Source organism: uncultured Roseivirga sp. (assembly GCF_963973945.1).
Taxonomy (GTDB): domain Bacteria; phylum Bacteroidota; class Bacteroidia; order Cytophagales; family Cyclobacteriaceae; genus Roseivirga.
The window spans coordinates 383,740-399,558 of record NZ_CAXBBV010000003.1; the positions used below are offsets into that span (position 1 = coordinate 383,740).

The following is a 15,819-nucleotide window of genomic DNA, read 5'->3' on the forward strand; positions in this document are numbered from 1 at the left end:
AACCCCTGAACTAGAGCATTATGGCTGAAAATAATCAACAAAATGTGATTGATAAGGAGTTTGGATTAACCTCCCTGTCGATTCGCAATAAAATTACGGTATACGTTCTTACGCTAATTATTGTAGCAGCAGGTGTATACTCGTACATCACTTTGCCAAAGGAAAGTTTCCCTGAAGTGGAACAACCAACGGTTTATGTGAGTACAGCGCACCCAGGTAACTCACCAGAGGATATCGAGAGTTTGATTACTCGTGAGTTGGAAAAAGAAATCAATACCATTGAAGGTGTAGATAATATTCAATCAACTTCAGTACAAGATTTCTCTGCCATCGTAGTAGAATTTCAGGTAGGAATTGATGTAGACAAAGCAGTAATCGATGTGAAAGATGCTGTGGATAGAGCTAAATCAGAACTTCCTACAGATTTAAAGTCTGACCCAAGTGTAATCAAGTTTAGCTTTTCAGAGAACTTTCCAATACTTAACCTTAACCTAACAGACCCTTCAAAATCTTTGGATGAACTCAATGATATTGCAGAATATCTTGAAGATGAGATAGAGGAGTTTAAGGAAATATCGAAGGTAAATATTGTTGGGGTTGATGAAAAAGAAGTAGAAGTAAAAGTAGACCCTTTCAAGCTCGAAGCCAGAAAAGTAACTTTTACTGACATTGAAAACGCTATTTCAGCAGAGAATCTTACCCTTTCTGGAGGTAACGTAGTAGCAGATGGACTGAGAAGAAACGTAAGGGTAATCGGTGAGTTTGACGACCCAGCGCAAATCGAAGAAATAATCATTAGTAATGAAGAAGGGCATATCGTTTACTTAAAGGATGTAGCCACAGTTACATTTGGTTACAAAGACAAACAGAACTACGCCCGTTTGGATTTAGATCCCGTAGTGAAGTTGGACGTAATGAAACGAAGTGGTGAAAACCTTTTGATCGCTACAGACAAAATCACCAAACTGATTGATGATAGTTATGCAGGTGGTCAAATTCCATCATCTACAAAAGTAACAATCACCAACGATCAATCTAAAGACACGAAAGAACAAGTAAGCAGCTTGGGTAACAACATTATTTTTGGTGTGATCCTAGTAGTAATGGTGCTTCTGTTTTTCTTAGGAACTAGAAACTCACTTTTCGTGGGTATGGCCATTCCTTTGTCAATGTTTATGGCTTTGATGATTCTAGGATTATTGGGCATTTCTATTAACACCATGACACTCTTCGGGCTTATTATGGCCTTGGGTATGTTGGTAGATAATGGAATTGTAGTTGTTGAAAACGTTTATCGTTTAATGGAAGAAGGATTGAGTCCAATGGCAGCTACCCGAAAAGGGGTGGGTGAAGTGGCATTGCCAATTATATCGTCCACAGCCACTACTTTGGCGGCCTTTATGCCGTTGGCTTTTTGGCCCGGAATTATAGGTGAGTTCATGCTCTATTTGCCTGTAACCCTTATTATTACGCTAGGATCATCCTTATTTGTAGCCTTGGTTATCAATCCTGTTTTCATTTCAACTTACATGAAAGTTGAAGGCAAGAAGCAGTTCAATCATAAGCGTATCATTATTCGTTCCTCTATCGCTATTGTTTTAGGGCTTTTAATTGCGTTTGGTGCAGGAATTACGGCATTAGGTAACTTGTTAATGCTTATTGGAGGTATTACACTTCTCAATGTATATGTTTTAGAACCTGCTTCAAGAAGATTTCAAGCTGGCTTTTTGCCTTCCTTGGAAGGACGTTATGAAAAAGTATTGAAGAGCGCGGTGAAACATCCTGGCCTTTATTTGGGAGGAGCATTTGTGGCCTTGTTTATTTCATTGGCAATCTTTGGAGCGTTTCAGCCTAAAGTACTTTTCTTCCCAGAAAATGAGCCAAAATATGTAAACGTGTTTGTTGAATTTCCTGTAGGGACAGACATTGAAGTAACCAATGACTTTGCCAAAGGGATTGAAGCACAAGTACTTGAAATTATTAAACCTTTTGATTCTGTTGTAGAGTCAGTTTCTACCAACGTTAGTCAAGGTGCTGCCGACCCTAATGATCCAACAGCAGTTGGACAGTCAGAGGAGCCGCATAAGGCACGTATTACTGTCAACTTTATTGAGAGTAAGTTAAGGGGAGATATTAACACGAAAGACGTTATGAACGAACTTCGTGCTCAAATCAAACCTGAGCCTGGCGTTACTTTAACCATTGATAAAGATGCTGCTGGTCCACCAACTGGTAAGCCAATTAACCTCGAAGTAATAGGCGAAGACCTTGAAACTTTGATTCACGTAAGTGAAGACATTCAACAGAAAATTGATGAATCTGGAATTCGTGGTATAGAAGAGTTGAAAAGCTCTTTAGAGCTAGGTAAGCCTGAATTGATTGTAGAAATTGATAGAGACAATGCCAGACGTTTCGGCCTGTCTACCTATTCTATTGCGAATGAAATCAGAACTGCCCTTTTTGGTAAAGAAGTTTCTAAGTACAAAGAAGGTGAAGATGACTACGAAATCAATGTTCGTTTAAATCAAGACTATCGTTATGATATCGATGCTTTGTTGAACAAGAACATTACTTTCAGAGATCAAAATTCTGGTAAATTGGTACAAGTACCTATTTCTTCTGTTGCCCATGTTCGATACGGTTCAACCTATGGTTCAATTAAAAGAAAAGATTTGGATAGAGTAGTTACTCTAAGTTCAAACGTTCTTGCTGGAGCCAATGCTACCGAAATCACAGACCAGCTAAAAGTGTTAATGGCTGATTACGATATGCCAACAGGGTATAGCTATGCCTTTACAGGAGAGCAAGAAGAGCAAGCTGAAAACATGGCTTTCTTGGCCAAAGCATTGCTTATTGCAGTGTTTACCATCTTCTTGATTATCGTTTCTCAGTTCAATAAAATCACGGCTCCATTCATTATCATGGTGTCAGTGTTCTTGAGTACCATTGGTGTATTCTTAGGCTTAGTAATCTTCAATATGGAATTTGTGGTGATCATGACCATGGTAGGGATTATTGCCCTAGCAGGTATTGTGGTAAACAACGCCATTGTATTGATTGATTATATTGAGTTAACCAGAAGGAGAAGAAGAAGAGAACTAGGTTTGGATGACGATGCTCGTTTACCAATGGAAGAAGTTTTGAACTCAATTATTATTGCAGGTAAAACGAGACTTCGTCCTGTAATTTTAACAGCCATTACTACCATCCTTGGTCTAGTGCCTTTGGCCGTTGGTTTGAATATTGACTTTATAGGTTGGTTTACAAATTACAATGCCGATTTCTATGTAGGAGGTGATAACGTAGTGTTCTGGGGGCCAATGTCTTGGACCATTATTTTCGGACTCACTTTTGCAACTTTCTTAACCCTAATTATTGTTCCTACCATGTACTTATTAGCCGATAAATTCATGTATAGAATAGCAGGTAAGAAAGAAGCAAGAAAAGCCAACGCATTAAGTTAAAGAACAATGCAAACCGAGCTTTGGCTTGATGTTTGTTTAAAAATACTATGTGGTGATTTTGGAGCCCATAAATTCGGGCACCATTCATAGTTAAGGTTGATTTGGTGGCTCTCGGGGTGGTTCCCGAGAGCTCTTTTTTTGAACTCAAATTAAGTTCAGTTAGTTAGCAAAACGTATGAAATTTAATGGCTTCTCTTTTATTCTAATCGTTCTATTCTTAAGCTGGATAGAACTGTATGCATATCAAGCCACAAAAACACTTTTAAAGAATGTAAAGGCTAATAGAGCTAAATGGATAAATAGGGTTTATCTACTACAAGCCGTGGTAATGATGACCTTAGTGGTCTACCTTCGGCTTTCCCAAGCAGGAACCATTTCCTTTAGTTTTATTATCTCCATTATTTTCATGTCCTATGCAGCCAAACTTCTGGGCTTGGTCTTTGTATTCATTGATGATATGAGAAGAGCTATTGCATTGTTTTTTGCAGGAAGAAAAAAGAGAAAGGATAGAAAGATAGCTTCAGGAAAGAAAATACCCAGATCCGAATTTCTTGCCAAAACAGCCGTTGCAGCAGCCACTTTGCCAGTTGTAACCATGAGTTTTGGCATAGTGTCAGGTGCTTATGATTATAGAGTTAGAAGAAAGAAATTATACCTCCCCAATCTTCCTAGTGGTTTTAATGGAATCAAAATGGCTCAACTGTCAGATATTCACAGCGGGAGTTTTTTTGATAAAAAAGCTGTAGAGGGAGGTGTTAACCTATTGATGGCTGAAAAACCCGATGTAGTTTTCTTCACCGGTGATTTAGTAAATAATCAAACCAAAGAAGTAAACGAATACTTCGATATTTTTTCTAAAGTAAAAGCAGACCTCGGAGTTTATTCTACTTTAGGTAACCACGATTACGGAGATTACATGCACTGGACTTCTGCGCAAGCTAAACAGCAGAACCTCCAAAATATGATATTGGCGCATGAAAAGATGGGGTGGAATTTGATGATGAATGAAAATAAATCATTAAAAATAGGAGGGGATCAGATTTCATTGATTGGTGTAGAAAATTGGGGAGCAGGAAGATTTGCTAAGTATGGCGATTTGAACCTAGCCCACAAGAACTCGGAAGGCGATGTCAAAATTCTACTTTCTCACGATCCAAGCCATTGGGACGCCCAAGTAAGACCCAATTTCAACGATATTGATTTAATGTTTGCGGGCCACACCCACGGTATGCAGTTAGGAGTAGAGATAGGTAACTTTAGGTGGAGTCCTTCAAAATGGATGTATCCGCAGTGGGCCGATTTATATACTGAAGGAAATCATCACCTCTATGTGAACAGAGGCTTCGGCTTCTTAGGCTTCCCTGGCCGAATAGGAATCCTTCCCGAAATCACCATTTTTGAGCTTACGAATAGGCCTGTTTAAGGGTGGGGTATATTAATTTGTCTATGCGTAACAGCATCTCGTGAGCTGTTATTACTTGTGGGTTTATTCCATTAATTTTTCTTTCAATTTGTCCCATGTCTCAGATTTCAGAATTGCTTCGTAAGCAATCTTTTTATCTCCGCTATACTCGATTATGTATTCAGCCCTTTCCTTTGAGTCTGGGTGAGTGCTTATCCATGTCAAATACTTTGTGGCTTCATTTTCCTTGTCGGAGAGTTTGTAAAGGAAATTCGCAAATGGTTCGGGGTTTATTTTAGCCTTCATGAGGTAGTCAACAGCTTCAATATCAGCTTCTTTCTCAAGGTTTCTGTCGAATGCTGATGAAGAGAGTGTTTTCACGGTCTCTTTAATTACTTCTGAGCCTCTATTACCCGTTGTCATTGAAATCAAAACAGAAAGTCCAACTTCCTTCACCAATTTTTTCATTACATGGTTAAGCCTAACGTGAGCAATTTCATGACAAATAACTCCGCTCAATTCTTCTTGATTATCTGAATTTAAGATCAGACCACTATTAATCACTAAATGTCCATTTGGTAAAGCGAAAGCGTTAATGTCGTCTTTTTCAATTATGTGAACTTTTATTAACTGCCTTTCGATATTATTTGCCGAGCAAATTTTGCTTACAATACTATCAACCGAATTTATTACAAATGGATTTACATTTTCCTCTTCAGACTCTTGAATCATTTCCCACAAAAGGTTACCTAGTTTCTCGTCAGTTCTATCGGTTACTCGCTGAACTCTAAAAACGGTAATCCAGTCTATTTGTGCCAAAATAAACCATGTTCCGAAAAACAGAACAATTGTTATAAGCCCTTGCGCAATAGGATTTTTCATGATTTCGATTTGCAGATTACGTTAGTCAATGCGCCATAAAACCACCATTCCACGTGAATTCCTTTTCTGGTCTGAATTGCCGTATATATGGTTGCTATAAATTCGGTCAAGTTGAAAGCTAGTGCAGTAATTATGTATGCGATATATTTGCTCGTAATTGGTTCATCTGCAAACATTATTGAAACTGTCCACCAGAAACTGAAACTATTTATGACAAGCATTGACAATTGCGAGAGTAGCGCCTGTGTACAATGCCAACGAACAAAATACGAAGACTTTAAATTGGCCAAGTAAAAAATCAATGTGGCTATAAGGTTAACTATAGGTAATGGAAGTCCGGCTATAATGGCTATTAGGGACATCAAATAACTATTTGAGGCCGCCTCTGTTTCATGTTCACCAGGTTCGTAATTGAATTTTTTTATGTGTATCATAATCCTTTTGTGATATTCCAAATCCAATTGATTATTACGAGCAATATCAAGGGGACTGCATACTTTGGGTTTTTCAGATGAGTCTCTATTTTTTTATAAAAATCGAGTAAGGTTTTACGTCTAGTTGTAATGTCAACTGTAATCCAAAGAGGAGTAATGAGCATAATGATAGCAATTAATAAGCCCATTGGATTTATGCTTAGCGCTTTAATGAAGTCTCCTTTTGTCAATAAAGTAATGGAGCGAGTAGCGCCACAGGAAGGGCAGGGTATGTCTATAGCGTACTTTATTAGGCAAACTTCAACAGATTTATTTTCTGTTAAGTTTTTCGAAATGCTAAAGTAGAGCCAAGTATACCCTGCTAAACATGCTATAAATAATATTGAATACAGCTTGTTCCTGTCGAGCGTCATTAATACAATAATTGTTGAATTTTTTGCTTGTTCTTATCTCTTGTTGCCGCTTGAATCAAGAACCAGTCAACAATGGTCCAAATACCGAAACCACCACAGGTTAGAAGTTTACCAACCCCAAGCCCCGTGTCACCAATCATAAACCTATCTATACCTAAGCTACCCGCTAAGATTGAAACAATAAGTGTGGTTGTTGGGTCTTTGAACTGCGCAGTTGAGAGCGTAGCCCATTTTGAATCATCAATTGCAAGTAGTCTGTCCCTGATTGCATTGATATGATGACTCTCAAAAAATTTTCCATTTGACATAATGAACATGTCGACTTTTTGTGCATCCATTTTTACTTTTTTTGGTTGAAAATAATCCTACTCGTTAGGCCTTTCGGTTACGCCCCGTTTTTTTGGATGGAGTCAGGTCTCCCTTCTGCGGTTAATTATGTTTAGGGACTCTGAAAAGTCAATATATCTTTGTTCGCTTTTGGTTATTATGCTTTTTAAAATATCACTAACATCTAGTCAGGACAGGTTAGGGAGTACTAACCTATCCATTCACAATGGCCAAGCGTTGCTTTGAATCCCCGGAATTGTTTCAATATTAAAATAATTCTTCTCAAACAAATTGAGAGTAGAAATGGAATAAACACATAGTTGTGGTTATTCCATTGTTTTTTTGTTCAATCTAGAAAGTTTTCGATTTTATCGAAAGAAATAATAGTAATATAGGTAAGTGTTTATCTATTTATTAAGTTAATATGGACTAATAAACCTGGAATGCAATTGAGAGCAGAAAGCAGAAGTTCCTTAGGTGGCTTATTGGTGAAGAACAGGCTTGAACTTCCCTGGCCGAATAGGAATCCTTCCCGAAATCACCATTTTTGAGCTTACGAATAGGCCTGTTTAGGTGGGTTGAACATTCTTGTTACTATGAGGTTGTTAAAACCTTTACCCATAAAATCTCTTATTTATATAGTTTGTTACCGATTGGATTTTCGTCTTCGTTCATTACTGAATATTACTTGGAAGGAATAAGCCTCTTCTAAAGGTTTACCCCGAGCGTAGAATTTCTTTAATTGAGGAAACTGGTTCAAAACAGTTTGAAGTTCTTTGATATATGCTTCACCTGCTTTATCCCTAATTATAGTCAAGCTGTCAATTTCTCCTGTCTTAAGGCTCACTATGAGCTTTTTCTCTTTTGAAAGTTCAGGTAAATTTTCCCAGTTAATTCTTCTGTATACCTCAGCTATTACTGAATCTGGATCATTTGGAAACCCACTGTCATCTGGTCTAATACCATTAACGAATCGTTCTTCACTTATGATGTTTCCTTGTTCTATTTCAACAACGGTTTCTTCTTGAAAATATCGATCAAAGCCGATATGGTTGTATTTAATCATTTTGCCATGTTGGATAAAGAGTTGACCTGTAAACCATATGGCTTTACTTGGAGCTTGAGTTTGAAAGAATTCTTTCAAAATGCTTTTGTCTTTGTTCCCACATAGATATACATCAATCAAAGAGAGTTGATTATGCTCAAGTTTCCAAAACGCTTGGTAACCCCTCCATAGGTCTGTTGAGCATGTTAACTTGAGAATTGAATATTTTCTTTCCCGTTCATCGTATTCACCTAAAAATTCTTCTAGGGGTAAAGAGAGAAGTGCGAGAGTGTCACCCTTATATATAATTAGATCAGACCTTTGACCCGTTGCAAAAGTTAATTTTGCTGATAGTGTAAGGGTTAAGAATATTAGAGTTAATATCTTCATAGTGCAGAAGTACTTACCAACAATTGAGTAAACTCACCAATATATGTTTATTCTCATTGTGTTAATTATTCAATCTAATAAGTTTTTGATTTTATCGAAAGCGTTAATCTCAAGAAGAGTGAATGTTTCTGTTGTTTCTAAAATGCTGTGATCTAATATGGGTAGATATTGGAGTGGTAGTTTTAGATGAGTCCTTCCAAATGGATGTATCCGCAATGGGCCGATCTATATACCGAAGGAAATCATCACCTCTACGTTAACCGAGGCTTCGGCTTCTTAGGCTTCCCCAGCCGAATCGGTATTCTTCCCGAGATCACCATTTTTGAGTTAACGAATAGGCCTGTTTAAGGGTGGGGCTGCTTTAGCCCCACTTTGCATTGACTGTATAGCGTTATTTTTTATTGAACTTCTCGTTATACATTTCAAAACTCTCTTTGAGAATTTTAATGGCCGTTTGTTTATCTAGAAACTCTTCCACTACAACAGTTTTTTTCTCGAGTTTTTTATAGTCTTCAAAGAAGTTTCTCATTTCTGAAATGAAATGCGAAGGAAGTTCAGAGATGTCGTTGATATGGCTAATGCTTGGGTCTCCTGCCGCCACCGCAATGATTTTATCATCTGCTTCGCCATTGTCGAGCATGCGCATTACACCAATAACTTTGGCAGGAACAATACACATAGGAACAATGTCGATTTGCGATAGAATAAGAATATCTAGTGGATCTCTATCCTCACAGTAGCTCTGAGGAATAAAGCCGTAGTTCGCTGGGTAATAAACCGAAGAGTATAGCACTCTGTCAAGAATTAAAAGCCCACTGTCTTTGTCAAGTTCATATTTTGCCCTTGTTCCTTTCGGAATTTCAATGATGCCATTTACAATATCTGGAAGGTTATCACCAGGAGAAACATCATGCCAAGGATTGAATTTGTTTTTCATAAAGTGGAGTTTTCAATTGTATAAGGTCGCTTATTGTTTTTAAGCTATGAATTGTAAAGATAGTTAATGGAGAGTGTAAGTAAGGAGCTGGTTCACTTTAACTGTGGCAGAAGCATAAAAAAAGCCTTAGATATATTCTAAGGCCTTTTGCGGAGAGAGGGGGATTCGAACCCCCGGTACGGTTTCCCGCACGCATGTTTAGCAAACATGTGGTTTCAGCCACTCACCCATCTCTCCGTGTATTTAGCTGATATATTGCCCTCGTTTAAGAGGAGTGCAAATATAGGTGATTAGATCAGACTTCACCAAGCGTATTTTAGAAAAATTACCACCAATATAAATCCATTTTCATAACTCATTAAAATTGAGTCTATTCATTAAACGGTGGCTTACTATGGCTGTCTAAATCGAAAATCAACACAACTAAACTATGTATCAACCAAAATGTATGAATGCCATGAGCTTCCGTACTGGAATGCTTGTGTTTTGCGCTTTGCTGATCAGTTCTCTATCCTTTGGACAGAAAATTGACTTTAGTAAGCTAGAAGCAATGAAACCTCGTAGTATTGGCCCCGCCAACATGAGTGGAAGGGTTACCTCAATTGACGCGGTTAGAAGTAATCCCGAAATTATTTACGCTGGATCTGCATCAGGTGGCCTTTGGAAGTCTGAAAGTGGAGGTATTGCTTGGGAGCCTATTTTTGATAACGAACTGGCACTGTCCATTGGCGCAGTAGCCGTTTCTCAGAAAAACCCAAACATCGTTTGGGTAGGAACAGGCGAAGGTAACCCACGAAACAGTTTAACGGGTGGTTATGGTGTTTACCGCAGTTTGGATGCGGGAAAGACTTGGAAGCTGATGGGGCTTGAGAAAACCCGAAATGTTCACCGTATTATCATCGATCCGAATGACCCAAATATTGTTTACATCGGTGCTATTGGCTCTCCTTGGGGCGACCACAAAGAAAGAGGTGTTTACAAAACAACAGACGGTGGCGAAACTTGGAATCACATTCTTTATGTAGACGAGATGACTGGAGTTGGTGACATGGTGATGGACCCTTCAAACCCAAATAAAATTTTAGTAAACATGTGGCAGCATAGAAGAGAGCCTTGGTTCTTTACTTCAGGTGGCCCAAGCTCTGGTTTGTATATGACCGTAGATGGTGGTAAAAACTGGACGAAACAATCAGCTAAAGATAATGGCATTCCTGAAGGCGATTTAGGCCGTATGGGGTTAGCCTTTGCTACAAACAATCCGAATAGAGTTTATGCCCTTATTGAAGCCAAAGAAAATGCGCTTTATCGTTCAGACGATGGCGGGTTTAAATGGGAAATGATTAATAATGGTAATGACATTGGTAACCGACCTTTCTACTACTTTGATATTTATGTAGACCCTAAAAATGAAAACAGGGTGTATAGTATTTTTACGAATGTACACAGAAGTGAGGATGGCGGTAAATCATTTGAAAACATCATTGCAAGAAACCTTATTCACGTAGATAATCACGCTTTATATATTAACCCAGACGACCCAAAATACATGATTTTGGGTAATGATGGAGGTATGGCGATTACTAGAGACATGGGCAAAGCTTGGCAGTTTGTAGAGAATTTACCGCTTGGTCAGTTCTACCATATTAATGTAGATAACGAAATGCCTTACAATGTTTATGGTGGATTACAAGATAACGGAACCTATACTGGCCCTGCTTATACTTGGAAAAGCGATGGAATCAGAAATGATTACTTTTTCACCATTGGTGGGGGTGATGGTTTTGATGTAATGGCAGACCCTGATGATTCTCGTTACGGGTACTCTCAGTCTCAGCAAGGAAACGTAAGTAGATATGATAAGCTTACTGGAAGCAGCAAGAGAATTAAGCCTACAAGCGATGACCCTAAAGTAAAGTTACGTTTCAACTGGAACTCGGCCATGGCACAAGATCCATTTGACAACAGTACTATTTATTTTGGAAGCCAGTTTGTACACAAGAGTACAAACAAAGGTAATAGCTGGACGATCATTTCTCCGGACTTAACAACTAACGACACCACTAAACAAAATCAAGATAAAAGTGGTGGATTGACCATTGATGCTACTGGTGCGGAAAATCACACTACACTTTTGGTAATAGAGCCGAGTGCTTTAGAAAAAGGAGTGATTTGGGCTGGATCTGACGATGGTTACATTCATGTTACTAGAGACGGAGGTGCTACTTGGACCAACGTAGCTAAGAATATCAAGGGTGTTCCAGCTGGATCGTGGGTAAACCAAATCAAAGCCTCAAGATATAATAAAGGAGAAGCTGTAGCGGTAATCAACAATTATAGAAGGTTCGATTTCAAACCTTATTTAATGAGAACCAAAGATTACGGAAAAACATGGACATCTATGGCTTCTGAAAATGATATTTTCGGTTATGCATTGTCTTTCATTCAAGACCCAGTTGAACCAAAATTGATGTTCTTCGGAACAGAACACGGTTTGTATATCAGTATTGATGAAGCTAAAACTTGGGCCAAATTTGAAAACGGTTATCCAAGTGTTTCTACTATGGATTTGGTGATTCAAGAGCGCGAAAGTGATTTGGTTATTGGAACATTCGGTAGAGCAATTTATGTACTTGATGATATTAAGCCTTTACGTGTTTTAGCAGCTAAAGGACAAAAGTCTGTTACAGAATCGGCCGTGACTGCTATTGATGCCAGTACTTCTTATATGGTGAGTACCAGAGCAGCAAGTGGCCCTGCAAATCCAGGTAATGCTACTTTTGAAGGAGAAAACAGAGAGTCTGGTGCTGCGGTTATTAAGTTCTTTGCTAAAAAGCCAGATACTTCAGCCGGTGGTAGAGGAGCTGCTGGTGCTGCACCACAACCACAAGCCAGAGCTGGTGGTCAAGGTGGTGGCGGAGGCCGTGGAGGCCGAGGTGGTGCTGGCGGAGGCAATACCCCAAGAGGACCTCAAGCCAAGATCGAAATCTTTGATTTGAGTGGAAATCTAGTAAGAACTTTAAGCTCTTCAATTAATGAGGGTTTGAATAGTGTTTCATGGAGATATGATGAAAACCCTCCTGAAAACACAGTGCAACCAGAACTTCCACCAGGTGTTCCAGCGCAGTTTGCTAGTTTCTTCCGAAGAGGTGGAGCGCCTGCTTTGCCTGGCGCATATACTTTTAAAGTAACAATTGGAGATCAATCTGATGAAGGTAAGATTGAAATTCAAATGGACCCTAGAGATACGTATGATATGAATAATTTAATTGCAAGAAGAGATTTACTCAGAGAGGTAAATGTGCTTTCTGCAGATGTATCCGCCCTATCTTCTAAAATCTCGAAAGACATGGAGTCTGTAGATAAAGTGATAGAAGCTTTAAAAGGCAAGCGTGGGCCAGAAGTAAATGCCCTTAGAACCAAGAGTGAAGAAGTGAAGAAAGAGATGAAAGAACTTTCTGATGCTGTAGGTAGCGGAGGTGGTTTCCGTTTTGGAGGAGGCAGTGACTCTGACGTTGTTCCTTTAAACTCAAAAGTAACTGGTTTGTCTCGTACAATCTCAGGATCATTTGATGCTCCAGGTGCTGCAGATCGTAAGGATTTGACTGACTTCAATAACGAATTCAAATCATTACAATCTAAAGTAGACGCTTGGTATGCTGCCAATTGGGACGCATATTTAGCAGCCGTTAAAACAGTAGATTTCTCTCCAATAGGGGGGTAGAATATAGCTTACATATTATTAAATGTTAGTCAAATAGCACCGAGGTTTTCTTCGGTGCTATTTCTTTTATAGAGATTGTTAGCCTTTCGTTTAATAATGAATGCAAAAAGGCAACCCCTTTCGAGGTTGCCTTTTACTTGAATGAGATTGAAATTCTATTCGTATCGTAGAGCCTTTACTGGGTTTTGCTGTGCAGCTTTTAGTGAATGGAAACTTACTGTTAAGAAGGAGATGATTAGGGCGAGTACTCCCGATAGCCCAGCAGCCAATAGTATGACATCCTGTAAATTCATTCTATATGCGAACACGTTTAACCAATCGTTGACTAGCCAATAAGCCGCTGGGGCTGCCAAAACAAAGCCAATGAGCACTAAAATCATAATGTCTTTGAAAATCATGAAAACCAATTGCGGAACTGTGGCACCCAATACTTTTCTCACACCAATTTCTTTTATTCGGGTAGCTGTTGTAAAAGAAGACAAGCCCAACAAACCTAAACAAGAGATTAAAATACAGATGTATGAAAGTATTCCTGTAAGTTTGCTCTGCCTTTGATCTCCACGGTAAAGCTCTTCCGCTTGTTGATCAAGAAATTCATACTCAAAAGGATGGTTAGGGTCTAATTCCGTAAACTTATTTTCTAGGAACTTCATTGTTGGACCAACCGCACCATCATTAATATGAACCATTAAGGTAGGTAACCCCTGTGCACTACCGTTTTGCAATTGATATCTGAAAATTGCTGTAGGTTCTACTTTAACATGAAGTGAAAACGCATTAAAATCTTTAACCACACCAATTACCTTGTTAGGTGTTGGTGAGCCAACGGGTGATACCGTTTGGCCAATAGGGTCTGTCCAGCCCATTGCATCTACAACTGCCTGATTTACAATAACTCCTTGCGTAATATCGGTAGTCATTTTTTCATCAAAATCTCTACCTTGAACAATTTCAATGTTCATCGTTTTAAAGTAATCTTTCCCTACTCTTAAAACATTGTAAGTGTCTTGGGTAAGCTTAGATTCATTATCACTTATACTTAGTAGGTTTCTGCTGGCTCCGAGTAGATTATTTCCAACATTTCCGCCACCACGACCAACACCAAAAGCATCTGTAATGCCCTTAATATTAGGGTTCTGGTTTAATTCAGCTTTTATGAATTCCATTCTGTTGCGAACCGTAGTGTCTTGTAATGGAATCAATACCACATTGTCTTTATTGAAGCCCAAATCTTTAGTTCTTAAAAAGTCAATTTGGCTGTTCATTAATAAGGTAGTAATCACTACAGCAATTGAGATAAAGAACTGAAACGCTACTAGTACCTTTCTTAGGAAAACGCTTTTAGGGCCAGTTTTAACACTGCCCTTCATGGCTACCAATACAGAGATAGCCGATAAATAAAATGCAGGGTAAATACCAGAAAAGAGGCCAATAACCACAGCAACACCAATTGACCCAAATAGAAGCAATGGGTTATCTAAGAAATTAAGTTGAAGATCTTTACCCAATAACGCGTTTAAGTTGGTGCCATGGATTAAAACATTAACAATGAGTATGGCTAGCATTAATGAAAGGAATGTTATAATAACCGATTCACTTAAGAACTGACCACGTAATTTTCCTCTACTCGAACCCAATACTTTTCGAACGCCCACTTCTTTAGACCTATTAGTGGCCCTTGCTGTTGCCAAATTCATATAGTTGATACTGGCCAAAAGAAGAATAAAAACACCTATAGCGGTAAAAGCTCTAGTATAGTTTAAGTTGCCTGTCGGTAGATCATACTGAACTTTTGAATTAAAATGGATGTCGGCAAGAGGTGTTAAACGAGGGCTAAAACCAGCATCGCCTAAGCCTGCTTGTAACACTAAAGGCTTCATGTACTTTTCAAAAAAGTCTGGAAACTTGTTATAGATATTGTTAACGTCATAGTTCTTAGGAAGCATTATATAAGAATACAGCGAAACATTCCACAGTTGATTTGCTTTCTCTTGACTAGTAAGAATAGGCTGACCAGAAGTAATCGTAGACATTGAAATTAACCCTTCAAAAGTAAGATGAAGGTTGTCGGGCAAATCTTTAATGATACCAGTAACCTTTAAATTATTTCTATCGGTTTCTAAAACTTGCCCCATTGCATCGCTATTACCAAAAATGCGCTTGGCAGCAGTTTCTGTTAAAATAATGCTTTTAGGCTCACTTAAAGCAGTCTTCGGATTTCCTTCAATAAAATCATGAGTGAACATACTGAATGTGGAAGAGTCAGCGAAGTATAAATTGTCTTGATAAATGTTCTTGTCACCGATTCTAAATAACTGCCTTCCAGCATTCATAAACCTTGCAAAGTTTTGAATTTCAGGATACTCCTCTTTAAGCATTTCGGCAATCACAAATGAGCTTAAAGCGTATTCATCGTCTTTGGGAGGAATTCTGAATTTGGATTCTACTCTGTAGATCTGATCGTATTTCTCATGGTGTTTATCAAAGCTCATGTCGCTTTGAACATATAGAAGGATGATAATAGCCACCGCCAAACCAATAGCTAAGCCAAAAATATTTAGAAAGGAATAGAATTTATTTCGGAGTAATACTCTGAGGGCGTAGGAAAAATTCTTCATAGGGTTGGTTTAAAGCTGATTAACATAGCGTTTCTACCACTAAAGATGCCAAAGCTTTTTTGTGTTTATAAGGCTTTGTTAATCAAAGGATTGTGATAAAGGTGAGTGGTGGGTTAGATGTTTGATGTTCACATACGCACTTAATTATGAACGTATTCGTACAATTTTAGGCCATTTTTGAATACG

The 15,819-nt window shown here is 38.5% G+C and carries 10 protein-coding genes, 1 tRNA gene and 1 pseudogene; 5 read left to right on the plus strand and 7 right to left on the minus strand.

Annotated features, from left to right (window positions below; all coding sequences use genetic code 11):
• Positions 1-20 precede the first annotated feature (20 nt).
• Positions 21-3,464: an efflux RND transporter permease subunit gene (locus AAC026_RS08115; RefSeq protein WP_339696834.1), complete on the plus strand. Its 3,444-nt coding sequence runs from the start codon at positions 21-23 to the stop codon at positions 3,462-3,464.
• Between the two features lie 175 nt (positions 3,465-3,639).
• Positions 3,640-4,887 carry a metallophosphoesterase gene (locus AAC026_RS08120; protein WP_339696837.1) on the plus strand — a complete coding sequence of 416 codons (1,248 nt, stop codon included), beginning with the start codon at positions 3,640-3,642 and terminating at the stop codon, positions 4,885-4,887.
• A gap of 63 nt (positions 4,888-4,950) precedes the next feature.
• Here the strand turns inward: AAC026_RS08120 and AAC026_RS08125 are convergent, their stop codons facing one another.
• Both AAC026_RS08125 and AAC026_RS08130 read right to left on the minus strand, forming a co-directional pair.
• The gene (locus AAC026_RS08125) at positions 4,951-5,748 is read right to left on the minus strand and encodes a M48 family metallopeptidase (protein ID WP_339696840.1); all 798 of its coding nucleotides are present in this window, start codon (positions 5,746-5,748) and stop codon (positions 4,951-4,953) included.
• On the minus strand, positions 5,745-6,182 hold the full coding sequence (locus AAC026_RS08130; RefSeq protein ID WP_339609031.1) for a DUF4870 domain-containing protein: 438 nt from the start codon (positions 6,180-6,182) through the stop codon (positions 5,745-5,747). Before AAC026_RS08130 ends, AAC026_RS08125 begins: the two co-directional genes overlap by 4 nt.
• Positions 6,183-6,311: 129 nt before the next feature.
• On the opposite strand from AAC026_RS08130, the gene AAC026_RS08135 reads away from it, so the two are divergent.
• The gene (locus tag AAC026_RS08135) at positions 6,312-6,527 is read left to right on the plus strand and encodes a hypothetical protein (RefSeq protein ID WP_339696842.1); all 216 of its coding nucleotides are present in this window, start codon (positions 6,312-6,314) and stop codon (positions 6,525-6,527) included.
• A gap of 67 nt (positions 6,528-6,594) precedes the next feature.
• On the opposite strand, the gene AAC026_RS08140 is transcribed toward AAC026_RS08135, so the two are convergent.
• Together AAC026_RS08140 and AAC026_RS08145 are read right to left on the minus strand one after the other, a co-directional pair.
• On the minus strand, positions 6,595-6,933 hold the full coding sequence (locus AAC026_RS08140; RefSeq protein ID WP_339609035.1) for a TM2 domain-containing protein: 339 nt from the start codon (positions 6,931-6,933) through the stop codon (positions 6,595-6,597).
• Positions 6,934-7,568: 635 nt separating this feature from the next.
• Positions 7,569-8,066 (minus strand): hypothetical protein, encoded by a 498-nt coding sequence (locus tag AAC026_RS08145; RefSeq protein WP_339696845.1) that lies wholly within the window; start codon positions 8,064-8,066, stop codon positions 7,569-7,571.
• 480 nt (positions 8,067-8,546) lie between these two features.
• Between AAC026_RS08145 and AAC026_RS08150 the strand changes: the two are divergent.
• Positions 8,547-8,705, plus strand: a pseudogene (locus AAC026_RS08150) (metallophosphoesterase); the annotation flags it as partial.
• A gap of 43 nt (positions 8,706-8,748) precedes the next feature.
• Here AAC026_RS08150 and AAC026_RS08155 read toward each other — a convergent pair.
• Positions 8,749-9,294, minus strand: a complete 546-nt coding sequence (locus tag AAC026_RS08155) for an inorganic diphosphatase (RefSeq protein WP_339696848.1) — start codon at positions 9,292-9,294, stop codon at positions 8,749-8,751.
• A 150-nt stretch (positions 9,295-9,444) separates the two neighbouring features.
• Positions 9,445-9,531, minus strand: a tRNA-Ser gene (locus AAC026_RS08160).
• 193 nt (positions 9,532-9,724) lie between these two features.
• On the opposite strand from AAC026_RS08160, the gene AAC026_RS08165 reads away from it, so the two are divergent.
• On the plus strand, positions 9,725-13,015 hold the full coding sequence (locus AAC026_RS08165; protein WP_339696850.1) for a hypothetical protein: 3,291 nt from the start codon (positions 9,725-9,727) through the stop codon (positions 13,013-13,015).
• A 155-nt stretch (positions 13,016-13,170) separates the two neighbouring features.
• Here AAC026_RS08165 and AAC026_RS08170 read toward each other — a convergent pair whose 3' ends face one another.
• On the minus strand, positions 13,171-15,633 hold the full coding sequence (locus AAC026_RS08170) for an FtsX-like permease family protein (RefSeq protein WP_339696853.1): 2,463 nt from the start codon (positions 15,631-15,633) through the stop codon (positions 13,171-13,173).
• Positions 15,634-15,819 lie beyond the last annotated feature (186 nt).